Raw genomic sequence first — 25,519 nt, forward strand, 5'->3', positions numbered from 1 at the left:
TCTCCCGTGGTGAAACGCATCGCATGGCGTGCGGCCACGGTCGTCGAGGTCCGCGCGGAGACCCCCTCGGCGCGGACCCTCGTGCTGGACGTCCCGGAGTGGGGCGGGCACCTGCCCGGCCAGCACGTCGACATCCGGCTCACCGCCGAGGACGGCTACCAGGCCCAGCGCAGCTACTCCATCGCCTCCGCCTGGTCCGCCGAGTCCGGGCGGGTCGAGGTGTCGGTGCAGCGGCTGGCCGACGGCGAGGTGTCGCCGTACCTGACCGACGTCGTCGAGACCGGCGATCAGATCGAGGTCCGCGGCCCGATCGGTGGCTGGTTCGTCTGGCGGCAGACCTCGACGGCGCCGGTGGTGCTGGTGGCCGGCGGGTCCGGCGTGGTGCCGCTGATGGCGATGATCCGGGCGCGCGGTCTGGCGGGCGGCCGGCAGCCCTTCCGGCTGATCTATTCGGTACGGACTCCCGAAGACGCGCTGTACGCCGATGAGCTGCGCCGCCGTGCCCGGGAGGACGCCGGCCTGGACGTGCACTTCGTCTACACCCGCAAGGCGCCGGACGACTGGCCGGTCCCGCCGAGACGGCTCGACGTCGCGGTGATCAACAGCCACGGCTGGCCGGCCGACTTCGAGCCGGACTGTTACGTCTGCGGCCCGAACACCTTCGTCGAGACCGTCGCCGACATCCTGGTCGCCCTCGGTCACGACCCGAAACGCATCCGCACCGAACGTTTCGGCGGCGCGTGAACCCCGGCTGGGCGTGGTCGCTGTCTCCACCGCCCCGAGACAGCGACCACGACCAGCGGCGAAGATCCGAACCGGCCGGCCGTCACTGCTGCCTGGACCACGCCGAGACCGCGGCCACGACCAGCGGCGTCAGGTCAGTTCGAGCAGCAGGGCCTGTTCGGGGGTCAGGAGCGGGGACGGGAGACCGGCCTCGACGAGGACCCGGCCGGGGAGCGTCACCGAACCCGCCGCGAGCCACGGGGGTGGCGCGTCCTGCATCGTGCGGGGCGGGACGCCGATCGGGCGGACCGTGTAGAGGCGGTCCGGGTCCAGGCCGGGGAACTTCAGCGGCGGCGGCAGCGCGGCCGCCGGCGTGCCGAGGGTGACCAGGGCGAACACCGCGTGGCTACGGTCTCCGGCGACCACCCCGTGGATCAGCTGGGCGGGGTCGGCCGTGTCGGCGCGGACCACGGTTCCGGAGTGCAGCAGCGGCCGCAGGCGCTTGTGCTCGGCGATCCAGGCGGCGATGTCCCGCCGTTCGGCGGGCGTGGCGGTGGTCAGGTTCCATTCGATGCCGGCGCTGCCGAACAGGGCGGTGGCCAGCCGGAACCCGAGGGCCGAGGTGCGGCCGGTGACGTGGGCGGCGCCCGCGCCCAGGTGACCGCCGAGGTACTCCGGCGGGATCAGGATGCCGGTCCAGCGCTGGATCGACTGCCGATCGAGCGGGTCGTTGGTGTCCGAGGTCCAGAACCGGTCGACCAGGTCGAGGATGCCCAGGTCGATGCGAGCGCCGCCGGACGCGCAGCTCTCGATCTCCACGTGCGGGAAGGCGGCACGGAGTTCGGCGAGCAGGCGGTAGAGGGCGCGGGTCTGCCGGTGGGCGGTGCCCGGGGTGAGCAGGTCGCGGTTGTGGTCCCACTTGAGGAACGCGATCGGGTACTCGGTGAGCAGCGCGCTCAGACGGTCCCGGACGTGGGCGTAGGCGCCCGGCTCGTGCAGATCGAGGACCCGCTGCCAGCGCCAGGTCGGGCCGGCGGCGGAAACGGGTGTGCCCGGCGGGGCGGGAGTGGGACGGGAGCCCAGGATCCAGTCCGGGTGGGCGGCGGCCAGGGCCGAGTCGGGGCTGATCATCTCGGGTTCGACCCAGAGACCGAACTCCATGCCGCGCGAGACGACGTGCTCGATCAGGGGGTGCAGGCCGCCCGGCCAGACGTCCGCGTCGACGGTCCAGTCGCCGAGGGCGCGCTTGTCGTCGCGGCGGCCGGTGAACCAGCCGTCGTCGAGGACGAAACGTTCGACACCGGCTTCGGCGGCAGCGTCGGCCAGGTCGCTCAGGACGGCGAGGTCGTGATCGAAGTAGACGGCCTCCCAGGTGTTGAGGACGACCGGGCGGGGCATGCGCGTGTTCTTGAAACCGCGAATCCAGGGATGCAGCCGGTCGGAGAGCCCGTCCAGCCCGGCGTCCGAGAAGACGGCGACCAGCCACGGCGTCTCGTAGGAGTCGCCGGGCGCGAGGCGGATCTCGCCCGGGGCGAGCAGTTCGCCGGCGCCGAGGACGTTGCCGCCGAGCGCGGAGCGTTCCGCCCAGATCCGCTTGTCGCCGCTCCAGGCCAGGTGGGTCGCCCAGACCCGGCCGTTTCGGAAACCGAAACCGGGCTCGCCGGCGATCATCAGGAACGCGTCGTCGTGGCCGGGGCGGCCGTGCCGGCTCTCCCGGCTCCACACGCCGTGCCGGAGCGGGGCGCGCTGCGGCTGCCGTTCGTGTGACCAGAGGCCGGTGAAGTCGAGCAGCTCGGACGCCTCGTGCGGGATCGGGAGCAGGACGTCCAGGCCGGGGACGGCGAGCTCGGCGTCGCCACGGTTGGTGAGGCGGTGCCGGACTCGCAGGACGCCTTCCGGCGACAGCTCCAGCTCCGTGACCACCTCTTGCGCGGAGTCGGGGCTCGACGACCGTACGACAATAGTTTGATCTTGAAGGTGGGCCTCGGCCAGGCGGAAACCGTGACCGGACTCGAGAGCCGGACGCCCGCTCCACCCCTCGGCGAGGGACGGCAGGAGCGACAACCGCAGGGGTACGTCGATCGAGCTCGGTGGGATCGCCGGCACGAAGGTGTCCGCGGAGGCGGAGAAGTCGCCCAGGTCCGGACCCCAGTGGAGGATGTGCGCGGCGGTGCCGCGGGTGTCGAGCACGAGGCTGACACCCGCGGCGCGCAGGTGGAACATGGTCACTCGGCGACCGGGATGGACTGGGACTTCAGGTTCTCGACGGTCTTGGTCTGGGTGGTCTTGAGCGCGTCGAGCAGGGTGCCGGAGCCGGAGACGGCGGACTTGAAGCCGTCCGAGGCGGTGGCGTAGGTGCTGGTCATCGTCGGTCCCCAGACGAAGTCGGCGGCGACCTGGGTGGAGGCGGTCGCGAAGACATCGTAGATCTTCTGGCCGCCGTAGAACTCGACTCCCTCGGTCAGCGCCGGGAGCTTCGCGCCGGCCTTGGTCGCCGGGTAGAGCTGGGCCTCGGAGTTGAGGGCGGTGAGCGCCTCCTCGGAGGTGTTCAGCCACAGAGCGAACTTCGCCGCCTCGTACGGGTGCTTCGAGTTCTTGAAGACCGCGGTGGCCGAGCCGCCCCAGTTACCGGCCTTCGCGTCGCCGGCGGTCCACTGCGGCATCGGGGCGACCGCCCACTTGCCCTTGGTGTCCGGCGCGCCGGAGATGATCGAGTTGGCGCCCCACACCGCGGAGACCCAGGTCCAGGCGTTGCCCTTGTTGTAGGCGTTGTCCCACTCGGTGGTCCACGGCGGCACGCTGGAGACGAGCTTCTTGTCGATCAGGCCCTGCCAGTAGTCCGCGACCTTGGTGGTGCCCTCGTCCTGCAGGTTCACCGTCCACTTGGCGCCGTCGTTGGCGAACCAGCGGCCGCCCGCCTGCCAGGACAGGCCGGCGAACTGGTTGATGTCGCTCTGCGAGAAGTTGGTGATGTAGCCACCGGCGGCCTTCACCTTCTCGGCGGCCGCGGCGTACTCCGCCCAGGTGGTGGGGACCGGAATGTTGTTCTTCTCGAACAGGTCCTTGCGGTAGAAGAGGGCCATCGGGCCGGCGTCCTGCGGCACGCCGTAGACCGAGTCCTGCTCACCGAAGGTGACCTGACCCCAGGTCCAGTCGACGAACTGGTCCTTCGCCGCGGTCACCTCGCCGCAGCCGGCCAGGTTCGCCAGACCGTCCTGGACGCGGAAGCTGGGCAGCGCGTCGTACTCGATGTGGCCCAGGTCCGGGGTGTTGCCGGCCTTGATCTGGTTGAAGAAGTTGGCGTAGGTGCCGCCGTTGCCGTTCGGGCCGGTCTGCACCTTGACCTGGATGTTCGGGTTCTTGTCGTTCCAGAGCTTCACCACCTTGTCGATCCCGGGGATCCAGGTGGTGTAGGTGAGCGTGACGTTGCCGGTCGACGGGGCGCAGTTCCCCGCCGCCGCCGGGTCGCCGCCCTCCGAGGAGTCGGTCGACGAACAGGCGCCGAGTGCAAGCGCCGAAGCCAGCACGACGCTGAGTGACCTCATACGCATGGTGATCCTCATTTCTCAAAGGGGGATTACTTGATGGCGCCGGAGCCGAGGCCGTTGCGCCAGAAGCGCTGCAGGAGCAGGAAGGCGATCACCAGCGGGACGATCGAGACGAGAGCCCCGGTGAGCACCAGCATCCGCAGCTCGGGGATCTGGTTGACCTGGGTGTTCCAGGTGTAGAGGCCGAGGGTGACCGGGAAGAGCTTCTCTTCGCCGAGCATGATCAGCGGGAGCAGGAAGTTGTTCCAGACCGCCACGAAATGGAACAGGAAGATCGTGACCAGGGCCGGGAACATCAGCTTGCTGGAGACCGTGAAGAAGGTGCGGATCTCGCCGGAGCCGTCCAGGCGGGCCGCCTCGAGCAGCTCGTCCGGCACGCTCGCGGTGGCGTAGATCCGGGCCAGGTAGACGCCGAACGGGTTCACCAGGCTGGGCAGGAAGACCGACCAGAAGGTGTTCGTCGCCTCGAACTGGCTGAAGATCAGGAACAACGGTAGGGCCAGGGCGGTGGCCGGCACAAGGACCCCGCTGAGAATGACGTTGAAGATCGCCTCGCGGCCCCAGAACCGGTACTTGGCCAGGGCGTATCCACACATCGCGGCCAGCAGGGTGCCGAGCAGCGCGGCGCCGCCGGTGTAGACGACGCTGTTCAGCATCCAGCGCAGGAAGACACCGTCGCGGTAGGCGAGCAGCTCCTTCAGGTTGTCGATCAGCGCGAAGTCGGCGAACCACAGCGGGTCGGTGCTGGAGAACTGGCTGCGGGTCTTCGACGCGGCGACCACCAGCCACCAGATCGGGACCAGGAAGTAGAGCGTGGCGGCGCCCATGACCAGCATGGGGCCCACACGGTTGAGGTTCTTCACTTGTCGCCTCCCCGCTGGGTGAGCTTGAGGAAGGCGAACGAGAGCAGGCAGGTGGCCATCGCCAGCACCACCGAGAACGCCGCGGCCAGGTTGAAGTTCGGGATGGACGAGGTGGAGTAGACGGTCAGGTTCGGCGTGTAGGTGCTGGACACCGCGGAGCTGAACGTGCGGAACACGGCCGGCTCGGCGAGCAGCTGCAGCGTGCCGATGATCGAGAAGACGGTGGTCAGCACGATCGCCGGCATGACGAGCGGGATCTTGATGGACCAGGCGGTCCGAAGCGCCCCGGCGCCGTCGATCTTCGCGGCCTCGTACACCTCCTGCGGGATGGCCAGCAGGGAGGAGTAGATGATCAGCATGTTGTAGCCGACGTAGACCCAGGTCACCACGTTGGCCATGGACCACAGCACCAGATCCGCGCTGAGCAGGTCGGCGGCGCTGGTGACGGCGGTGAACGGGGACAGGTTCGGGGAGTAGAGGAAACCCCACATGATCGCGGCGACGACACCGGGGATGGCGTACGGCACGAAGAACGCCAGCCGGAAGAACCGCCGGCCCTTGACCAGTCCCGAGTCCAGCAGCAGGGCCAGGGCGAGAGCCAGACCCAACATCACCGGCACCTGTACGACACCGAACAGCAGCACCCGGCCGATCGACTCCCAGAACGGGCCGTCGGTGAAGACCCGCTGGTACTGGGCCAGTCCACCGAACACCTCCTGGGCCTTGCCGAAGGTTCCCTTACGTTCCACCTGGTAGAGGGACTGCTTGATCGCGTACCCGATCGGGGCCAGGTAGAAGGCGGCGAACAGCAGGCCGAACGGGAGGATGAAGAAGAGCAGCGCCTTCTTGTTCGCTTTCACTTCCTCTCCTCCCGGATGACGGCGACCCCGCCGCCTTCGACGGTGACGCTCCCGTCGCTGTGCTTCCCGGTGACCAGGTCCTCGCCGGTCGCCGGGTACTCGACGGGTTCGGCGCCGTGGTTGATGACGAACAGGTAGGCCCCGCGCCGTACCACTTCCACGTCGTCCGCCGTCTCCCGCGATCCGATGCCGGCGGTCGTGGCGGCCTCGCGGAGGAGGCCAGTCATGTCCGTCGCCGTGGCGACGTACCAGGCGACGCCCTCGCCGTGCCGGTTGCGGGTGATCGCCGGGACACCGGGCAGCGGGCCGTCGACATAGTGCGCGATCCCGGTGGCCGTGGTGACGCGGAGCCGCTCGGTCCACAGCGAGCCGGCCGAACCGTCGCTCAGTTCCACCGTGACGCCCGGCAGCAGCGGCGCGAACTCCTCGGCCAGCACGCCGAGCACGTCCCGGAACGCCCCCGGGTAACCGCCGAGCCGGATCCGGTCCCGCTCGTCGACGATCCCGCTGAAGAAGGTGACCACCACGTGCCCGCCACCGGCCACGTAGTCGGCGATCGCCTGCGCGTCGGCGTCCGAGACCATGTAGAGCCCCGGGACGACGACCAGCTTGTACCGGCTCAGGTCGGTGCCCGGCGCGATCACGTCGGTGGTGACGCCCAGGCTCCGCAGCGCCCGGTGGCTCGCGTGCACCTGGTCGAGGTAGGTGACCGCCTGCGACGGCCGGGCCTCCCCCTCCGCCGACCACCACGACTCCCAGCTGAAGAGCAGGGCGGCCTCGGACTCGACCTCGGTGCCGGCCACCTCGGCGATCCGGTCCAGGATGTCCGACAGCTTGAGCACCTCCCGCCAGGCGACCGTGTCGGTGCCGGCGTGCGGCAACATCGCCGAGTGGAACTTCTCGGCGCCCTGTGCGGAGGCCCGCCACTGGAAGAAGCAGATCGAGTCGGCGCCGCGTGCCACGTGGGTCAGCGAGTTGCGGATCATCTCGCCGGGCGCCTTCGTCAGGTTGTGCGGCTGCCAGTTGACCGCGCCGGCCGCCTGCTCCATCAGCATCCACGGGCGGCCGCCGGCCAGGCCGCGGGTCAGGTCGGCGGCGAAGGACAGCTCCGCCACCGGGTCGCCGAGGCGGTGGTCCAGGTAGTGGTCGTTGGCGATCACGTCCATCTCCGGCGCCCAGGACCAGTAGTCCAGGTTGCGGATGTGCGCGGTGACCATGAAGTTGGTGGTGACCGGCTTCTCCGACGACCGGCGCAGGATCGCCGCCTCGGCCCGGTAGTGGTCGAGCAGCTCGTCGGAGCTGAACCGCTGGAAGTCGACGAGCTGGGCCGGGTTGCGCAGGGACAGCGCCAGACGCGGCACCCGGATCTCGGACCAGTCGCTGTAGCGCTGGCTCCAGAAGGAGGTGCCCCACGCCTCGTTCAACGTCTCGATCTCGCGGTACCGGCCGCGCAGCCAGGTCCGGAACGCCTCGGCGCTGGTCTCGCAGTAGCAGAGGGCGTTGTGGCAGCCCAGCTCGTTGGAGACGTGCCAGAGGGCGACGGCGGGGTGGCCGCCGTACCGCTGCGCGACCCGCTCGACCAGGTCCAGCGCCCGCTTGCGGAAGACCGGCGAGCTGGGGCACCAGGCCTGCCGCCCACCCGGGAAACGGACCGTCCCGTCGGCGGTGACCGGCAGCACCTCGGGGTGCAGCGTGGTCAGCCACGGCGGCGGCGAGGAGGTGCCGGTGCCCAGGTTGACCCGGATGCCATGGGCGTGCATCAGCTCGACGACCTCGTCGAGATCGTCGAACCGGTACTCGCCGGGGCTCGGCTCGAGGTTCGACCAGCCGAAGATGTTGACGGCCACCAGGTCGACCCCGGCCTGGCGCATCAGCGCGGCGTCCTCACGCCAGACGTCCGGCGACCACTGCTCCGGGTTGTAGTCGCAGCCCAGGCTGATCCCGGGTAGCGGCATGCGCACGGTTTTCATAGAACTCCTGGTCAAGGCCCATTCGAGTGTGGGGAGTACGGACGCGCTGGGCAGCCGGAATCCGCACACTCGGGGATGTGTGCACGTGCACACATTGCCGTGCGCCGTCAGGGCGGTTACGGATGTGTGAACGTGCACACGTTAGGACCGACCCCCCGCAAGGTCAAGAGGCCGGCGGCTACTGTTGACCGATGAAGCCCGCGAAGCGCCCGACCGTGCACGACATCGCGGCGGCGGCCGGGGTTTCCCGAGGCACCGTGAGCCGCGTCCTCAACGGGGGCTACGTCTCCGCCGAGGCGCGCGCCGCCATCGAGACGGCCATGAGCGACCTCGGCTATGTGCCGAACAATGCCGCTCGCGCGCTGAAGATGCGCCGGTCGCAGGCGGTCGCCTTCGTCGCGCTGGAGCCGCACTCGCTCTTCCTCGACGACCCCAACATCGGCGCGATCATGCTGGGCGCCAACGCCGCCCTCTCCCTCGCCGATCACCAGATGGTCAGCCTGGTCGTCGAGTCGGCCCGCGACACCGAGCGCGTCGCGCGCTACCTGAGCGGCGGTTTCGTCGACGGCGCCATCGTCGTCTCGGCCCGCACCAAGGACCCGATCATCAAGGTGATCAGCGACCTGTCCCTGCCGGCCGCGTTCGTCGGCCATCCGCCCGAGCTCGACCAGCACATCCCCTTCGTCGGGATAGACAACGTCGGCTCCGCCCGGGCGATCACCGAGCACCTGCGCTCCACCGGCCGCCGCCGGATCGGCATGATCGCCGCCGCCCTCGACCGGGATTCCGGCATCGACCGGCTGACCGGCTTCCGGTCCGCGCTCGGCGACCTGTTCGACGAGGATCTGGTCGCCGACGTGCCGCACTACGACTACGGCTCCGGCGTCAAGGGCATGCGCGACCTGCTGGAACGTGAGCCGGCCATCGACGGCGTCTTCGCCGCCTCGGATGCCATCGCCGCCGGCGCGCTCGAGGTCCTGCGGGAGGCCGGGCGCAGCGTCCCCGGTGACGTCGCCGTCGCCGGGTTCGACGACAGCACCTGGGCGGTCCGCACCCAGCCGCAGCTCACCACGGTGCACCAGCCGGCCAAGGAGATCGGCTCGTGCGCCGCGCAGGTGGTGCTGCGCCAGCTGCGCGGCGAGCCGACCGATGCGGGCGGGCAGCTGCTGCCCACTCCCCTGGTGCTACGCGACTCCGCCTGAAACAGAGCGGTCGCCCTCGACCGTGTGTGAAGTTCGGCCGGCCCACACGCGGCCGAGCCCGCCAGGACTCGGCCCGGAGGCGTTGGGCGAGGCTCGGCCGGGGCCACGCAGACCCCGGAGGCGCTGGGCGAGGCTCGGCCGGGGCGGTTGAACGGTCAGCCACGCAGACCCCGGAGGCGCTGGGCGAGGCTCGGTGGCGGGGGCGGCGGAACGGGGCGCTGCACCGCGGGCCGCGCGGAGCGGCCGATCGGGCGGTCGTAATCAGCGGCGGCGATGGCGTCGACCACCTGCTCGTCGGTGAAGTCCTCGGAACCCTCGATCGCGTCGACGAACCCGACCAGGACGCCGTTGCGCATCACCTGCGCCTTGAGGGCGGCGGAACCGTCGTCACCCCAGAGCGCCTCCCGGCCGTCGGGCAGGACGACGCGGACCGCGTATCCCGAGCGGCCGGCGCTGGGCAGTTTCAGGTGGGCGAAGACGCTGCGTGCCCGCAGATCGGCGACGACTCGGCGGGCTCGGCTCTCGTGCATGATCCGACGCTAGCGCGCCGTCCTGGAGGATCGCTGAGCAACCCCTGAGCGCCGGTCATATTGATGGACGTTACTACTTCGTAACAGGAATTTCACCGGATTTCTTTTCTCACCATCGCGGCCTACCGTGCGGTAACAAAGGAGGTCATCGATGAGAAGAGCCATCGTCCTCGTCATCTCGTCCGTCCTCAGCCTCGCCGTCGCCACCCCCGCCTACGCGGCGAGCACCGTCGACTACGTCGCGCTCGGGGACTCCTACTCCTCCGGTGTGGGCGCGCCCGGCCAGTCCGGGACCTGCCTGCGCAGCAACACCAGCTATGCGGCCCAGTGGGCCGCCCGCAACGACCCCGCGTCCTTCCAGTTCCTCGCCTGCGGCGGCGCCACCACCGACGACGTCCGCACCAGTCAGGTTCCGGCCATGCGGGCCGGCGCCGATCTGGTCAGCATCACCATCGGCGGCAACGACGCCGGGTTCGCGCCGACCATCCTCACCTGCCTCACGTCCAGCGACTCGGCCTGCGCGGCCAAGGTCGCCGAGGGCCGGGCGTACGTCGCCAACACTCTCCCCGCCGAACTCGACGCCACCTACGACGCGATCCGGGCGAAAGCGCCGGACGCCCGGGTGGTGGTCCTCTCCTATCCGCTGATCTTCGACACCTCGTCGATCCTCTGCGAGATGAGCGTGGCCAAACGGCGCTCCCTCAACGAGGGCGCACGGGTCCTCGACGAGATGATCAAGCAGCGGGCGGAGGCGGCCGGGTTCGTCTACTCCGAGGTTCGTGACGAGTTCACCGGTCACGGGGTCTGCTCCTCGCGGCCGTGGCTCAACGGCCTGACGATCATCCCGCCGCAGAACTCGTACCACCCGAACGGAAGCGGCTACACCAGCGGATACCTGCCGGCCTTCAGCGGCGCCGCGTAACAACCCACCGGCACCGTGGGCGGACCCCGATCGCCGCCCACGGGCGCCAGGATTCTCGGTCATGGCCCGAGTGAACACGCTGATCTTTCTCGCCGTCATCGCGTTCAGCGTGGTGGCGCTGCTCGACTGTCTGCGCACCGAACAGTCCCGTCTCCAGTCGTTCCCGCGGCGCGCCTGGGCCGTACTCATCCTGCTCTGCCCGGTCTTCGGGGCGATCGCCTGGTTCCGCGCCGGTCGCGGCCCGGCACGCCGGCCGGCCCCGGCGGACCACCCGGTCGCGGCAGGCGGCGCGGTCGCGGCGGGCGTCTTCGTCGGCCCGGAGGACGACCCCGATTTCGTACGCCAGATGGCGGCGGCCCTGCGCGACCGCTGAAACCCGTGCGCAGGTGAGGCGCGTACAGCGGCCGAACTCCCCACTCGGCCGGGGTGGGTCCCGGGCGGCGCCGATCGAACCGGTTGAATACCCTCTCGTGCGACCATCAGCGCGACGACGAGGGGATCAAGCATGAGCGGACCGGGACGGGCCCTCGGGGCGGCGACACTGCTGGCGGTTCTGGCCGTGGCGGGCTGCGACACCCCGGTCGCTCCGAAGCTCGACACCTCGCTCGCGCCGCCGGAGGCGAAGGCCACCGCCGGGGCGACGTTCGATCCACCGGTCCGTTTCCAGCCGACTGCGCTGAACATCGGCTGGCCTAACGGCAGCAACGTGCTGCTCCGCAAGAACCTGGCCTTCTACGGCGACAGCAAGGGTCTGACCGTGACCGACGTGCTCACCGGCAAGACGGTGGGCGTCCTGGCGCCGGGGGGCGCGCAGGCGGCCGGCGGCGGTACCCCGCTCCTCTTCCGGGAGCATCCGTCGGTGCTGGTGCGGACGTCGGCGGGCGAGCGGGTCGCGGCGGTCTACCCGGTCGCCGTCGCGGCCGCCGGCACCAGCCGGAACCGGAACCGGCTGGAAGTGGTCACGGCCGACGCCACGACCGGCAAGGGCACCGGCTCGGTCGTTCTGGACGCCCCGGCCACGCCCGCGAACGGCGCCGACGCCCACGACACCGTCCGGATCGCGGGGACTCACGGCGATGTGGTGGTGCTGGTCTTCGGCGCGAGCATCCTGATGAAGAACCCGGAGACCGTCGCGGTCGACGTGATCACCGGGAGGACGCTGTGGCGGCGGGCCGGACTGCGGGCCGGGGCGGTGCTCGGTGACACGCTGCTCGCCCAGACCGGTACGAAGCCCGCGTTCGTGAGCGGTCTCGGGGTGGCCGACGGCGGACAGCGCTGGAAGGCGCTGCAGGTGCCGTCCGGCAGCTTCACGATCACCGCGGCCGGACCGGACGCCGCCGCCGTCGCGGTGAGCGACCACGCCACCGGGAAGCGGTCGGCCGGCTTCCTGGACTCGGCGGGCCGGCTCACCGGGCGGATCTCGGCCACCAGGGTCGGCGACTGCCACTACGACGAGCAGGCGATCACCGTGTGCTCGCTGGACGGTGACGAGGTGGCCGGATTCGACGCGGCCACCGGCCGGGAGCTGTGGCGGCTGCCGACGGCGGACCGGCTCGCGCCGCGGGTGACCTTCGCGTGGCACGGCGCGGTGTACGGCCGGGTCAAGAGCGACGCGGTCGTGCTGGACGCCCGGACCGGCGCCGATCGGGAGGCCGAGGCGGGCATCGACCCGATCGCGGTCAACGAGTACGGCGGCGTGTCCAACGTGCCGCAGTTCCACCCGGCGGCCGGCTGACCGCGAACCCGGCCGGCCGGCCCGTGCAAGGTCCACTCCGGCCGGCTGTCAGAGCTGTCTCGGCGCAGCTGAGACAGCCACTACAGCCGGCCGGGCGTTCACCAGGTGAAAGGGCGGCCGCGGGTGGTGCTGGAGGTGGTGCGGCCGTCCCGGCTGTAGCGGTAGGACATCACCACGGTGTAGCTGCGGCCGCGCCGCGGACTCGCCCCGCCCGGTCCGCAGTCCCGGGTGTACGACTGCCGGGTGAAGTTCAGGTTGTCGCAGGTGGCAGGGCCGGCGACGGTACGGCCGGTGGTGGTGTCCTGGAGCGTCACCTCGATCCGGCCGCGACCGCCCGCCGGGGCGGTCAGGGAGGCCTGGAAGCGGACGTCACGGCCGACCGAGTGGCACGGCCGGGGGCCCAGCGGGGTGCGGCTCGGCAGGTCGAAGACGAACCCCTGCGAACACTGCCAGGGACCTCGTGTCTTCGCCTCCGGCAGGGGCGGGCCGGGCGCCTTTTTCGTGGGGGCGGGGCGCGTCACCCGTACCGCCGCGGGGTTGGTCTCGACGTCCGGAACGGGAAGCGTGACGTCGCGGGTGACCTTGCGCGGCTGCCGCGTGGGTCTGGCGGAGGCCCGCCGCGAAGCGGCGCCGCTCGGGGACCGGGCGACCGGGATCCGCGTCGCGCTGGGACCGGCGATCACCGTGGGGACCTCCTGGACCTCGGTGCCGGACCGGCCCAGGTGCCAGGCGGTGGTGGCGATGGCGGAGGCCAGCATGGCGCCCGCGACCAGCACGGCGATCGCGCCGGGCCGGGACCAGCGGCCCGCCGGGGCGTCATTGCGCGGGCGGTGGCGGCGCGGTGCGGGCACGGCACGGTTCGCCGGTGGCGGAGGTTCCTCCCGCGAGGGTACGGCCGGGGGCAGCGCCGGGATCTCGCCGAGGTCGGCGGCCATCGCCGTCAGATCGGTGACCAGTTCGGCGGCGCCCGGCCGCTGGCGCGCCTTGCCGGACAGGCAGGCCGTGATGATCCGCCAGAGCGGGCCGGGGATGCCGGGACGGCGCGGCGGATCGCCCTCCGCGTGCAGGCGCATCAGCTCCGGTATCGAGTCGCTGCGGTACGGCGGTTGCCCGCACACCAGCTCGTAGAGCATCACCCCGAGCGCGTAGACGTCGGTGGCCGAACTCGGGGTGACGCCGTGGAACGCCTCCGGGGCCATGTAGTGCGGGGTGCCGACCACCGCGTTCGGCGTGGTCATGCTCGGCAGGTTGAGGATCCGGGCGATGCCGAAATCGGTCAGCCGGGTCTCGCCGGTGCTGTCCAGCAGGACGTTGTCCGGTTTCAGGTCCCGGTGGATGATGCCGAGGTCGTGCGCCTCGGCCAGCGCGGCGGCGATCTGCGCGGCCAGCCGGCACGCCTCGGCGGGGGCGAGGGTGCCGTTGCGGTGCAGGTGGTCGCGCAGGTTGCCGCCGTCGACCAGGTCCATCACCAGGCCCAGCGTCTCGCCGGCGCTGAACAGGTCACGGACCCGGACCACGTTGGGGTGCCGGAGCATCAGCAGGATGGTCCGCTCCTGCACGAACCGGGTGACCAGTCTGGGCTGCCGGAGCAGACTGTCGTGCAACAGTTTGATCGCGACCGGTTCGCCTGACGTCTGGTCTTCACCGCGCCAGACGGTACCGGTCGCGCCCTGTCCGATCGGGCGGATCAGGCGGTACGAGTTCCCGACGACTTCGTCCTCAGCCACCCGGGAATAGTGCCGTTTGCCCGAAATTTCGGCAAGTCTGCGTCATTTTCTTGACACGGGCGGTTGCGGGCCGCACAGCGACCGGATCGCGCCCAACAGGGTCGACCGTGTGAACGGCTTCTCCAGCAGCATGCTGTTCTCGTCCAGACTCAACTGCGGGCCCAGCGACGCCGCCGTGTACCCCGACATGTAGAGAACCGGCAGATCCGGCTGATGGGTACGCAACGCCCCGGCCAGCTCCGGCCCGGTCATCGTCGGCATCACCACGTCGGTGATCAGCAGGTCCGGCCGGGCGCCGGAGGCGACCTGGGTGACCGCCATCAGCGCGTCGGTGGCGACCGCGATCTCGTACCCGGCCGGCTCGATCAACCGCCGCACCAACTGTGCCACGTCCGGCTGGTCCTCGACGATCAGCACCCGGCCGATCACCGCGGTCCGGCGCTGCCCCTCCCCCGACGTGCCGGGCTTCTGCTCGGCCGCCGGAAGGTAGATGTGCACCGTCGTGCCCATCCGGGGCTGCGACTCCAGCTCGATGTGGCCGCCCAGGTTCTGCACGATCCCGGCGGTGGTGGCCAGGCCCAGACCGGCCGCGGTGGGACGGGTGGTGAAGAACGGCTCCAGCGCGCGGCGGCGTACCTCCTCCTCCATGCCCTGACCGGTGTCGGTGACCACCAGGTGCACCAGCCTTCCGGCCGGCGCGCCCTCGGCCGCCAGCTGACCCGGCTCGACCACCTCGTTGGTGGCCGTCACCCGGACCATGCCGCCGTGCAGCATCGCGTCCCGGGCGTTCGCGGCCAGGTTCACCAGGGCCTGCTCGAGCGGGCCGCGTTCGGCCTTCACCGGCCACACGTCCGGGCCGAACGCCAGATCCAGGCCGATGCGCTCGCCGAGCGTACGGCTGAACAGCGCCTGCACGTCGGTGAGCAGGTCCGGGATCGGGATCACCTCGGGCCGGTTGCCCTCGCTGCGGCCGAACGCCAGCAGCTGGTGGGTCAGCGTCCGCCCGGTGCCGACCGCGTCCAGGATGTCCTGCGCCAACTGGGCGTGCGGCGAACCCTCCTCGGCGGTGCCCAGGATCATGTCGGCCGAGCCGGCCACCACGGTCATCAGGTTGTTGAAGTCGTGCGACAGGCCGCCGATCAGCTGGCCCAGGCTGTCCAGCCGGCGCAGGTGGTCGAGCTGCCGCTTCAGGCCGCGGGCGTCGATGTGATCGGTGGTGTCGGTGATCATGCAGAGGACACCGGTGAACTCGTGGTTCTCGTCCTGGACCGGCATCATGCTGACCCGTACGCTGCGCCGCGAGCCGTCGGCCCGCATCAACCGGGTGGCGCCCACCGTGGACCGGCCGGTCTTGCACTCGTTGATCCGTCGGTCCAGTTCCTTCTGGCCCACGTTGTCCAGGAAACCGCGCAGCGACACCCCGATCAGCTCGGCCCGTGGCATGCCCAGCACCACGCCGATCGGCTCGTTGGCGTAGGTGGCCACCCCGGCCGGGTCGAGCTGGAGCACACCCTCCGGGATCGTCTCCAGCACCCGGCGGTACCGCTCCTCCGCGGCCCGCAGCCGTTCCTGGGCGCGGGCGCTGCTCACCGCGAGGGACAGCTCACCGGCGATGTCCCGGGCCAGTTCCACCTCGGGGGTGGAGAAGAAGGCCTCCTGACCATGCCGGGTCAGGATCAGGTACCCCGAGTACGTGTTGTCCACGATCACCGGGCACAGCACGGCGGCCTGGATCGACAGCTCCGGGTTGGCCAGGGCCGCGGCGGACTCCCCGGCCAGCACGATCGGGCGGCGGCTCGCGGCCAGGGTGGTGGAGTACTCGTCGTCCGGGGTCTGGCCGGCCCGGGACAGAGCCCGGGCCAGCGGTTCCGAACGTTCGTTGTCGAGATGGTGGTACGAGATCTCCTCGTACTTGCCGTCGTCGCGAAGCAGCTGCACCCCGCCACCGTCACCGATCATGTCGGCGGCGGCGCGGGCCGCCGTGGACCGAACCTCGGCCGGATCCGCCGCGGCGCGGCTGAGCGCGAGGGCGAGATCGGCGAGCGCGTACCGGAGGGGGTAAGCCATGACACCCATGAGCATCATGATTCGGGTTTGGCCCGGTGTGCGTAGCCGATTCGCCGGATTTCCTCGCCTCGGTCAGGCGAACAGCGCGCTCACCGACTCGCCGTTGTGGATCCGGCGCATCGCCTCGGCCAGCGCCGGGGCCACCGAGATCACCGTCAACTTGTCGTCGGCCTTCTCCCGCGGGATCGGGACCGTGTTGGTGCAGACGATCTCCTCGATCTCCTTCTCCGCGGCCAGGCGCTTGATCGCGTCGTTGGTGAACAGGCCGTGGGTGCAGGCCACCCGGACACTGCGCACGTTGCGCTCCCGCAGCCGGGCCAGCAACTCGAACACCGTGCTGCCCTTGGCGATCTCGTCGTCCAGCACGATCACGTCCCGGTCGGTGACCTCGCCGATCACCGAGCTGATCACCACCTTGTCGTCGGCGAACCGCTGCTTCGCCCCGGCCGCCACCTCGACCCCCAGCATCCGGGCGAAGGCCGCGGCCTCCTTGGCGTTGCCCAGGTCCGGCGAGACCACCACGGTGTTGCTCAGGTCGTAGCCACGGAAGTGGTGGGCCAGCTCCCTCAGCGCGTGCAGGTGGTCGACGGGGATGTTGAAGAAGCCGTGCACCTGCGGCGAGTGCAGGGTCATCGCCAGCACCCGGTCGGCGCCGGCGGTGGTCAGCAGGTCGGCGACCAGGCGACCGCCGATCGAGATGCGCGGGGCGTCCTTCTTGTCACTGCGGGCGTAGGCGTAGTGCGGCAGCACCACGGTGATCCGCCCGGCCGACGCGCCCCGGGCCGCGTTCAGCATGAACAGCAGTTCGGCGAGATGTTCCTGGGTGGGCGGGACCAGCGGCTGGATCAGGAAGACGTCGCGCTCCCGGCAGTTGCCCTGCAACTGCACCTCGATGCAGTCGTTGGCGAAACGGTCGATCTTGGTCGGCGACAGCATTACACCGAGGTGTTCGCAGATCTCCTTCGCGAGCTCGGGGTGGGCGGATCCGGTGAAAACGGCGATGTCACGCACGGCTTCACGATAGGTTGCGCCCGGACGGGGTCGTCAGGCCGGTCCACCTCGATTAACTTGACAGGCATGAACGGACTCGCCGTCGCCTGCCGCCGCGTGGTGCACATCTATCGCGCCGAGGCCGGCGACGTCGTCGCCCTCGCCGGTGTCGACCTGTCCATCGCCCCCGGCGAGACCCTGGCCCTGGTCGGCCCCTCCGGTTCCGGCAAGTCCACCCTGATCGCCCTGCTCGCCGGACTGATGCGGCCGTCCGCCGGCCGGATCAACATCGGCACCTACGACATGGGCAAACTCTCCGACAGCGAGATCTCCCGGCTGCGCGGCACCGAGATCGGCGTCGTCCTGCAGGGCGCCGCCCGCAACCTGCTGCCCTATGCGACGCTGCACCGCAACATCTGGCTCGCCCAGCGCCGGGCCGCGCACACCCGCGGCATCGAACTCGACGACCCCGATCGCATCCTCGACCTGGTCGGCCTGCCCGGCCAGGGCCGCCGCAAACTCGCCGACCTCACCCCCGGCGGCCGGCAGCGCGCCGCCCTCGCCGTCGGCATCGCCACCGGCCCCGGCCTGCTGCTCGTCGACGAGCCCACCAGCCGGCTCGACACGTCCGGCCGCGACGAGGTCCTGGACGCCCTGGAGACCGTCAACACCGAACGCCAGACCACGATCGTGGTGGTCACCCACGACAACGAGGTGGGCGCCCGGCTGGGCCGCGCGGTCACCATCCGCGACGGCCGGGTCGGCGCCGAGGGCCGCGACGGCCAGGACTTCGCCGTGGTCGCCGGCGACGGCACGGTCCAGCTGCCGCCGGAGGTGCTGGGCTCCTATCCGCCCGGCACCCTGTTCACGGTCCAGCACATCGACGGCGAGGTCAGCCTCGTGCCCTCCGGCCACGAGACCGCCGCCTGACACGCTTCCGGGTGACCGGCGCCGGCGATCACTTCCGGTCCGCGGTTCCTCTGTCACACCATGCTCCGGTACGGGCCACGCATCGTCCCGTGACTCCCCGCGGCCACGGCAGGCGTCCCCTGACGACCGTCCCTCGGTGCCACTCATGCATGCCCCCCACGGTCACCCCTCCGGCCGGCAGCCAGGCCCGCCGCCGCAGCCAGGCCCAGGTCCGGGTCCGTAGCCGGGTCGGGGGCGGGCCCGCAGCCGGGCGGGGCGAGCCGGGAGGGGGTCCCGCAGCCGGGGCGGGGCCCGCAGCGCGGTCCGCGGCCGGGGCGGGGCCCACAGCGCGGTCCGCGGCGGGCGGGACCCGCAGCGCGGGGCGGGGCCCGCAGCGCGGGGCCGGGCCCGCAGCCGGGCGGGGCGAGCCGGGAGGGGGTCCCGCAGCCGGGGCGGGGCCCGCAGCGCGGGGCGGGGCCCGCAACGCGGGTGTCAGGGGCGGGGCCAGGTGGCGGCGCCGTCGGCGAGGTGGAGTTCGCGGTCGCAGGCGGCGGCCGCCTCCGGGTCGTGGGTGGCGAAGACGACGGCCGCGCCCCGGGCCGCCTCGGCGCGCAGCAGGTCGAGGACGCGCTGGCGGTTGGCGGCGTCGAGTTCGCTGGTCACCTCGTCGGCCAGCACGACGTCGCCGCGCAGGGCCAGGCCGCGGGCCAGGGCGGTGCGCTGCTGCTGGCCACCGGACAGCTCGTCGATCAGCTGGTTCGCCTGGCCGGAGAGTCCGAGCGCATCCAGCGACTCGGCGGTCCGGCGCCGCGCGTCGGCGGGTGAGCCACCGGTCGCGATCACCGCCACCGAGACGTTCTCGGCCGCGGTCAGGATCGCCGCCAGCCCGTTGTCCTGCGGAATCAGCACCACACCGAGTGACACGGCATGATCCCGGCCGGTCAGCGGGACGCCGTCCACGGTCACCGTCCCGGATCGGGTCGCGAGCGCCCCGGCCATCGCGTTGAGCAGCGTGGTCTTCCCGGCTCCGGAGGTCCCGGTGACCGCGAGCACCTCCCCGGGCCGGGCCGTCACGGTGATCCCGCTCAGCACCGCCGGGCCGTCGCCGTACCCCAGATCCGCCCCCTCCACCGTCAGCGTCCCCATCGCCGTCCCCTCTCCTTCAGCATCCGCGCCGGCTGCCTTCATCTCCGCGCCGCTCACCGGTCTGCGCCCGCCGCATTCTCCGCCGGCGCGAAGGGGCGAGAGCGCGGCGCGGGAGGGCGGGTCATCGATCCTCGATTCGGTGGCGAGCTGGCGGCACCGGAGGGCGGGTCGTCGGCCCTCGATTCGATGGCGAGGCGACGGCACCGGAGGGCGAGTCGTCGGCCCTCGATTCGATGGCGAGGCGACGGCACCGGAGGGCGAGTCATCGGCCCTCGATTCGGCGGCGCGGGAGGGCGGTCATGGGCGCTCGATCCGGCGGCGGAGGTTGCGGCCGCTGAAGAGGGCGACCAGGAACTCGACGACGAGGACGGTGCCGGCGGCGGCGAGCACGGCGGACGGGCGTGGCCAGGTGGGCAGGGGCAGGTCGGGTGGGGTGAGGCCGGCCAGGGGCAGGGCCCACCCGGTGAGGCGCCACGCCGCGAGGGCGACCAGCACGCCGACGCCGGTGGCGATGGTGACCAGCACCGGGTACGTCCACAGGGTCGCCTGCGACGCCGGGCCCCGCCGGAGTCCCTGGATCCGCAGCGCCGTCAGGTCCTCGGCGCGCCGGGTCCGGTCCACGGCCACGGTCAGCGCCAGCGCGCCGGCGCCGAGCAGCCCGGCGAGGACGGCGGCGATCAGGTGGAACCAGAGGGCGACGGCCGGGCCCTGCCGGTCGAGCCCGGCCCGGACCGTGGCGGCCGGCGCGTCGGAGGCGACGGACAGTCCCTGGCCGGCGAGCCGGTCGGCGATGTCGGCGGGCGCCGCGGCGTTGAGCCACACCTGGGGTTCGGAGGCTTCCTTCGGTTCGGCCGACAGCACGTCGAGGTAGTCCAGCTCGACGAGGGCGGCCTGGCGTCCGGCGGCGGGCACGGCGGGCAGGGCCGCGACCGGGGTGAGCGGGACCGGCGCCGGGGCGACGCCGGTCACGGTGACGTCGTTCAGTTCGCGTCCGGCGTACGCCATCGGGACCGGATAGGGGGTGGCGACCGGCTGGATCCAGGCGCCGACGGCGCCGTCGGCCGGAACCGTGACGTCGGCTCGCAGCCCGTCCGGCGCCGCCGACAGCCTGGCCTCCTCGGTGGGCCGCCAGCGGGCCGGGTCGGTGAGCGGGGCCGGCTGCCCGGTGTTCAGTCCGCGGATCACCACCTGCCCGCTGACGGTGGGGGTGTCGGCGTCGCCACCGGTGATCGAGAGGGCGTTGAGCCGGCAGCCCTGGGCGCACAGGGCGACCTGGTGGCGGTACGTGTGCGTGCCCGGTCTCAGTTCGCCGAGCTGCAGCAGACCGTCGCCGAGCCCGGCCGTCGAGGACAGCGAGAACGTGAGCCGCAGCGGCGCGCCACCGCTGGTGTAGGTGATGTCGGCGGTGATCTCCGGGCCGGTGAAGAGGGGTGGATCGGCTGCCCGCGGGTGCAGGAGCCGGTGCACGTCGTCCGGGTCCGGCCCGTCCTCCGGCCAGGCGGCGACCGTGGCGAGCCGTTCCGAGTCGACCGCGTACCCGGGTGGCGTTTGAGCGCCGGCGGGCAGTTTCACGGCCGCCATCGCGAACCTGCCGTCCGGGTCGACCGCCCGGACGGCGTCGATCAGCTTGCGTTTGGTCACCGGGTTCACGGTGAGGACCCGATCGGCGCCGGTGCCGAGCATCGCCTCGACCTCCCGGCCCCGGGCGGCGGTGTCGACCGCGGAGGCGGCGTACCCGGCGACCGCCGCGGCGGCGACGAGCAGGGCGAACAGCCGGCCGGCGCCGGGGCGGCGGGAGAGCTGGAGTCCGGCGAGCGCGAACCCGAGGCGGCCGCGGTGCAGGGCGGCCACCGCTCCCCGGTTCACCAGCGGGAGCAGAGCCCGGGCCGCGACCAGGGCCAGGGCCAGCACGAGCAGCGCCGGGGCGAACATCCCGACTCCGGTGAGCGGCTCGTCGGCGAGCGCGTACTGGGCACCGGTGGCGATGGCGAGGACCACCACCACGGCCTCGGCGGCGGCGACCCGGCGGCGGCCGGTGGCCGGGGTGCGCCGGAGCAGGCCGGCCACCGAGCTGGTCAGTTGCCGTCGCTGTGCCACCACCGCGGCGACCAGGGCGGCGACGGCGGCCAGTGGCGCGTACCGCAGGGAGGAGAACGCCGGGTCGGCGCCCACCCCGGGGAACAGGGCCGCCGCGGCCGCGTTGACCAGCAGCTGGCCGGTCAGGCAGCCGGCCACCGCCCCGGCCAGCACCGCGATCAGGCTCTCCCCGGTGGCCAGCCACCAGCGGGTCCACCACCGGGTTCCGCGCAACGCGACGACGGCGAGCTCGCTCTGCCGGCCCTCGGCGCCGTAGCCGACGGTCAGGTAGATGGTGAAGCAGGCGAGCAGCACCAGCGGCACCGCGATGACCGGCACCAGCAGGCGGGCCGCGGCCCGGCCCTCGTCGATCCGGTCGAGCAGGCGCGGGATGGCGCTGCTGAACTGGATCTGGTCCAGGTCGTCGGAGGTCGTGTTGATCCGTACGAGGTCCGCCCGCAACTGGTCGAGCCGGTCGATGTCGATCGTCCCCGGTTCGGCGATGCCGTCGATCGCCATCGTGGTGACGGTCCGCTGCATCGTCTCCAGAGTCTCGTGGTTGGTGAAGACCGGTTCGCCGCTGCCGATCCCGGGCCCGCCGACGAAGTACCCGTGCAACCCCCAGTAGGCCTCGGTGGAGTCGACCGGCCGGTACGTCCCGGACACCGTCATCGTCTTCGGCACGCCCTCGGCCGTCCACGTCGGCGGATTGGTCAGGTCGTTCTGCCGGGCCGCCCGCAACGCGATGACGTCGCCGGCGGCCAGCCCGAGCCGTCGCGCGGTGTCCTCGCCGACCAGCGCGTCGCCCTCGGCCGCCGGGCAGCGCCCGCTGACGATCCGCACGTGGTCGCAGATCCCCTGGCGGTAGACGGCCCGGGTGGGGAACTCGATGCTCTTCTCCAGCCCGACGGCCGGCACCTCGGCGGAGTGGTAGTAGGTGAAGCCGTTCAGGTTGAGCAGCACCTTGCCGGCGTCCGGGAAGTCGATCCCGGCCCGGCCGGACGGGTCGTCGATGGAGTCGAGGCTGCGCCTGGTCACCATGGTCAGTTCGCTGGTGGCGGCGGTCTCGATCTGGCCGGCGGCGACGGCCCGCTCGGCGGCGATCAGATAGGCCGGGGCGGCGACCGCGGAGGCGACCGCGAGCAGGGACAGCAGGGCGAGCGTGCCGGCCTGCCCACGACGGCGCCAGAGCATCGCGAGAACCAAGGAGATCATCGGCCACTCTCCGCACGTCCGGTGGGCGTGCTGTCACGCAGGCCGCGCAGCAGCGGCAGCAGGGCCGCCCAGGCGGTCAGCCCGAGCACCGCGCACGCGGCGAGCACCGCCAGTGCCGTGGTCCCGGGGTTGAGCGGGGCGGGTGGTTCCAGCACCGCCCAGCCGTCGGCGAACAGCGGCACGGTCCGGCCGATCAGCGCGACCGCCAGCACCGCCGCCAGGATGCCGCCGAGCAGGCCGGCCACGATCAGCGCGGCGGCGCCGGCGTACCCGGTGGTGATCGCGACCCGGCGCGGCAGGCCCTGGGCGCGCAGGGCCGCGAACTGGTCGGTCAGCGAGCGCCGGTCCACCGAGGCGGCGACCGCGACGGTGGCGGCCGCGAGCAGCAGCGCGGCGACGCCGGCGAGCAGAGCGAACCGGACGACGACGGCGGGGCCCTGGGCGCCGAGGCGGGCGGCGTGGGCGGCCACCGTCGAGTCGGCGGTGACGGTGAGCCCGGCCGCGGTCAGGTCGGCGACGATGCCGGGCCGGGCGCCGGGCGCCAGCCACACCTGGTACTGACCGGTGGACTCGGCCTCGGCGGCCACCCGGCGGGCGGTGTCCAGGTCGATCATCAGCCCGCCGCGGCCGATCAGTGGCAGCGCGCCCACGGTGGCGGCGACCCGTAGCGGCACCGGTTCCCCGTACGTATCGAGTGCGGGGTCCGCCTCGCGCCAGTCGTCCGGAAGCGGCCCGGCCAGCAGGGCGGGCAGTGGCAGCAGGGAGTCGGAGGCCCACGCCTGGACGCCCACCGGGCCTCGCCTGTTCTCGTTGGGGTCGGTGGCGAGCCGCAGCCGCCCGTCCGCCGTGGACAGGTCGAGGGCCGCGCCCACGGTCCCGGCCCGCCAGCGCCGGATGTCGCCGAGCGTGGCGGCGTCCAGCAGCCCGGACTCCGAGCCGCCCTGGCCGAGCCCGGACACCGTGATCGAGGCGCCGTCCGGCGGCGGCCGGAACCGGCCGTCGGCGTCCGGCGGGCTCGTCATCTCCCAGCGGACGATGCGGCAGCCGGGCGCGGTGGCGCAGCCGGCCACCGGGACGGTGATCGTCTGGTCGCCGGGCCGCAGCGTCCCGAAGCCGGCGGTGACCGCCTCGCCGGTGCTCTCGTGCTGCAGGCGCAGCCACAGGGCCACGTCGGACCGGCCGGCCCGCTGCGCCCGCAGGGTGAGCCGGTCCCCGGTGACCAGTGGCAGGGGCGGCCGCGCGGCGCCGGCCACCGCGTCCGGCAGGGCGGCCGGCGGCCCGTACTCCGGGCGCCAGGAGGTCACGGCGGTGAGCCGGGCGGTGTCCACCTCGAGGACGTCGAGGACGTCGGCACGGTTGCGGACGGCGGCCATCGCCTCCCGGCCGCCGGGGTCGGCGCTGTGGACGGCGTGCAGCAGGGCGGTCCGGTTGGCGGCCTCGACGGTCAGCACCCGGACGGCGCCGAGCTCGGCGCCGCTGCGGGCCAGCCGGGCGTCGGTCTCCGCGCCCCAGCCGCCGGCCGCCGTCACGAACATCGCGACCGCCACCACGACCAGCGCGAAGACCCGGTCGGTCCCGGGCGAGCGGGAGATCCGCAGGGCGGTGAGGCCGGTTCGCAGCCGGCCGGAGCGCAGCGCGGCGCCGCCGCCCCGGTCGGCGGCCCGGCTCAGCAGGCGGGCCGTGACCAGCGCGACGGTGAGCGCGATCAGGGCGGGGGCGGCGGGGCCGAGCCCGTCCGACGGGCGGCCGGACCGGGCCTGATAGATCGCGGCGACCGCGACGGCGATCAGCAGCATGTCGATCAGGGCGGGGCGCCAGGCGCCGCCGGTGGTGGGGGTCCGCTGGAGCAGCGCCGACACCGGCCGGCCCAGCACCGCGGCCTCCACCGCGGCCAGCACGGCCAGGCCGCCGAGGAGCACGGCGCCCACCGCGAGCACGCTCTGGGTCAGGGCCGACTCCCGGTCGGGGACCACCGGCACCGGTCCGGCCAGGGCCCGGGCCAGCAGGTAGCCGGCCGGGACTCCCACCAGCGCACCGGCGGTCAGCGGCACCAGATGCTGGCCCCAGGCCAGGCGCAGGCGGCCGAACCGGCTGATCCCGCGGAGCTTGAGCAGGGCGGCGTCGGCGCGGCGGTCGCGGAGGGTGTACCACCCGGCGAGGCCGATCGCGAACAGGGTGAGGATCAGCAGCTGGGCGCCGGAGGTGAGGACGCCGTTGAGGATGGTGGCGCGGTCCCGCACGATCGCCTGGTGCAGGGAGACGGCCTCGGTGGTGAGCCGGTTCTGTGCCCGGCCGAGGCGCCGGTCGGCGTCGGTGATCTCGGTGCCCAGGTCGAGGCCGCCGTCGCCGCGCAACAACGCGGCGGGGACGTCCACGTCGTACGCCATGTTCGGGGTCCGCAGCTCCCAGTGCGTGAAGGTGGCGACCGTGGTGAAGGCGGGGTCCAGGCTGGTCTCGCCGCGGAACATCCGGTTGTGCCAGTAGGTCCCGGCCGGGTCGGTCAGGGTGTAGAGCCCGACCACGCGCAGCCGGATCGGGCCGTCGGAGCCGTCGCCGAGGGTGGTGAGCGAGCCGCCGATCCCGACGCCGGCCCGCTCGGCCGCCCGGCGGCTGAGCGCGATCTCGCCGCGGGCGGCCGGGCACGCCCCGTCCAGCCGCACGTGGGCGCAGAAGTCGTCCCGGTACGCCACCGGCAGGGTGGTGAAGGCCGCCCCGGTCTGCACCCGGAGCGGCCACATCATCCCGGTGACGCCGTCGCCGATGCCGGCCGGCAGCTCCTCGCGCACCTCGCTGGTGAACCGGCGCAGCCGCGCGGCCGGGTCGTCCTGGAGGTCCACCCGGTTCGCCACCGAGATGGTCCGCTGACCAGCCGTGGCGACGTCGAGATAGGCCTGCGCGCTCGTGCCGACGGCGGCGAACCCGTACCACGGGGCGGCGACGGCGACGGCGGACGCGAGCAGGGTCAGCACGAGGATCGTGAGCACCTGCGCGGCGCGGGCTCGTACCGCGCCGATGACGAGCGCGAACATCCACCCT

At 72.5% G+C, this 25,519-nt stretch carries 18 protein-coding genes; 6 read left to right on the forward strand and 12 right to left on the reverse strand.

What is annotated here, in order from left to right; all coding sequences use genetic code 11:
- Nucleotides 1-6: 6 nt before the first annotated feature.
- Nucleotides 7-744: a ferredoxin reductase gene (locus Aut01nite_RS08780; RefSeq protein WP_043529368.1), complete on the forward strand. Its 738-nt coding sequence runs from the start codon at nt 7-9 to the stop codon at nt 742-744.
- A gap of 129 nt (nt 745-873) precedes the next feature.
- On the opposite strand, the gene Aut01nite_RS08785 is transcribed toward Aut01nite_RS08780, so the two are convergent.
- From Aut01nite_RS08785 to Aut01nite_RS08805, 5 genes are read right to left on the reverse strand one after another with little or no spacing between them, the layout of a single operon-like run.
- A complete protein-coding gene (locus tag Aut01nite_RS08785) occupies nt 874-2,946 on the reverse strand; it encodes an alpha-galactosidase (protein ID WP_043529370.1) in 2,073 nt (690 codons plus the stop codon).
- A 2-nt stretch (nt 2,947-2,948) separates the two neighbouring features.
- Nucleotides 2,949-4,274, reverse strand: a complete 1,326-nt coding sequence (locus tag Aut01nite_RS08790) for an ABC transporter substrate-binding protein (RefSeq protein ID WP_152628946.1) — start codon at nt 4,272-4,274, stop codon at nt 2,949-2,951.
- 26 nt (nt 4,275-4,300) lie between these two features.
- Nucleotides 4,301-5,134, reverse strand: a complete 834-nt coding sequence (locus Aut01nite_RS08795) for a carbohydrate ABC transporter permease (RefSeq protein WP_236642980.1) — start codon at nt 5,132-5,134, stop codon at nt 4,301-4,303.
- Nucleotides 5,131-5,994 (reverse strand): carbohydrate ABC transporter permease, encoded by an 864-nt coding sequence (locus Aut01nite_RS08800; RefSeq protein ID WP_043529374.1) that lies wholly within the window; start codon nt 5,992-5,994, stop codon nt 5,131-5,133. Before Aut01nite_RS08800 ends, Aut01nite_RS08795 begins: the two co-directional genes overlap by 4 nt.
- Nucleotides 5,991-7,964, reverse strand: coding sequence for a beta-galactosidase (locus Aut01nite_RS08805; RefSeq protein ID WP_043529376.1), 1,974 nt, complete (start codon nt 7,962-7,964; stop codon nt 5,991-5,993). Before Aut01nite_RS08805 ends, Aut01nite_RS08800 begins: the two co-directional genes overlap by 4 nt.
- 191 nt (nt 7,965-8,155) lie before the next feature.
- Here Aut01nite_RS08805 and Aut01nite_RS08810 point away from each other — a divergent pair, with 191 nt between their 5' ends.
- A complete protein-coding gene (locus Aut01nite_RS08810) occupies nt 8,156-9,166 on the forward strand; it encodes a LacI family DNA-binding transcriptional regulator (protein ID WP_043529377.1) in 1,011 nt (336 codons plus the stop codon).
- 155 nt (nt 9,167-9,321) lie between these two features.
- On the opposite strand, the gene Aut01nite_RS08815 is transcribed toward Aut01nite_RS08810, so the two are convergent.
- On the reverse strand, nt 9,322-9,696 hold the full coding sequence (locus tag Aut01nite_RS08815) for a hypothetical protein (protein WP_043529379.1): 375 nt from the start codon (nt 9,694-9,696) through the stop codon (nt 9,322-9,324).
- Nucleotides 9,697-9,847: 151 nt separating this feature from the next.
- On the opposite strand from Aut01nite_RS08815, the gene Aut01nite_RS08820 reads away from it, so the two are divergent.
- From Aut01nite_RS08820 to Aut01nite_RS08830, 3 genes are all read left to right on the forward strand, one after another.
- Nucleotides 9,848-10,618 (forward strand): SGNH/GDSL hydrolase family protein, encoded by a 771-nt coding sequence (locus Aut01nite_RS08820; RefSeq protein WP_043529381.1) that lies wholly within the window; start codon nt 9,848-9,850, stop codon nt 10,616-10,618.
- Nucleotides 10,619-10,679: 61 nt separating this feature from the next.
- The gene (locus Aut01nite_RS08825) at nt 10,680-10,991 is read left to right on the forward strand and encodes a PLD nuclease N-terminal domain-containing protein (RefSeq protein WP_043529383.1); all 312 of its coding nucleotides are present in this window, start codon (nt 10,680-10,682) and stop codon (nt 10,989-10,991) included.
- Between the two features lie 132 nt (nt 10,992-11,123).
- On the forward strand, nt 11,124-12,353 hold the full coding sequence (locus Aut01nite_RS08830) for a PQQ-binding-like beta-propeller repeat protein (protein ID WP_043529385.1): 1,230 nt from the start codon (nt 11,124-11,126) through the stop codon (nt 12,351-12,353).
- Between the two features lie 98 nt (nt 12,354-12,451).
- On the opposite strand, the gene Aut01nite_RS08835 is transcribed toward Aut01nite_RS08830, so the two are convergent.
- The 3 genes from Aut01nite_RS08835 to Aut01nite_RS08845 form a co-directional block, all read right to left on the reverse strand.
- Entirely contained in the window at nt 12,452-14,080 is a 1,629-nt protein-coding gene (locus Aut01nite_RS08835) for a serine/threonine protein kinase (protein ID WP_236642982.1), read from the reverse strand.
- 42 nt (nt 14,081-14,122) lie between these two features.
- Complete coding sequence (locus Aut01nite_RS08840; protein WP_236642984.1) at nt 14,123-16,147, reverse strand: response regulator; 2,025 nt, start codon at nt 16,145-16,147, stop codon at nt 14,123-14,125.
- A gap of 72 nt (nt 16,148-16,219) precedes the next feature.
- Nucleotides 16,220-17,158, reverse strand: coding sequence for a ribose-phosphate diphosphokinase (locus Aut01nite_RS08845; RefSeq protein WP_043529391.1), 939 nt, complete (start codon nt 17,156-17,158; stop codon nt 16,220-16,222).
- A gap of 66 nt (nt 17,159-17,224) precedes the next feature.
- Between Aut01nite_RS08845 and Aut01nite_RS08850 the strand changes: the two genes are divergently transcribed.
- Complete coding sequence (locus Aut01nite_RS08850; protein ID WP_043529393.1) at nt 17,225-18,067, forward strand: ABC transporter ATP-binding protein; 843 nt, start codon at nt 17,225-17,227, stop codon at nt 18,065-18,067.
- 471 nt (nt 18,068-18,538) lie between these two features.
- On the opposite strand, the gene Aut01nite_RS08855 is transcribed toward Aut01nite_RS08850, so the two are convergent.
- From Aut01nite_RS08855 to Aut01nite_RS08865, 3 genes are all read right to left on the reverse strand, one after another.
- Nucleotides 18,539-19,192 (reverse strand): ABC transporter ATP-binding protein, encoded by a 654-nt coding sequence (locus Aut01nite_RS08855; RefSeq protein WP_043533841.1) that lies wholly within the window; start codon nt 19,190-19,192, stop codon nt 18,539-18,541.
- A gap of 297 nt (nt 19,193-19,489) precedes the next feature.
- Complete coding sequence (locus Aut01nite_RS08860) at nt 19,490-22,483, reverse strand: FtsX-like permease family protein (protein ID WP_043533842.1); 2,994 nt, start codon at nt 22,481-22,483, stop codon at nt 19,490-19,492.
- A complete protein-coding gene (locus Aut01nite_RS08865; RefSeq protein ID WP_043533843.1) occupies nt 22,480-25,512 on the reverse strand; it encodes an ABC transporter permease in 3,033 nt (1,010 codons plus the stop codon). The genes Aut01nite_RS08860 and Aut01nite_RS08865 overlap by 4 nt, the downstream gene beginning before the upstream one ends.
- Nucleotides 25,513-25,519 lie beyond the last annotated feature (7 nt).

Origin of the sequence: Actinoplanes utahensis (assembly GCF_016862455.1) — a bacterium.
GTDB classification, from domain to species: domain Bacteria; phylum Actinomycetota; class Actinomycetes; order Mycobacteriales; family Micromonosporaceae; genus Actinoplanes; species Actinoplanes utahensis.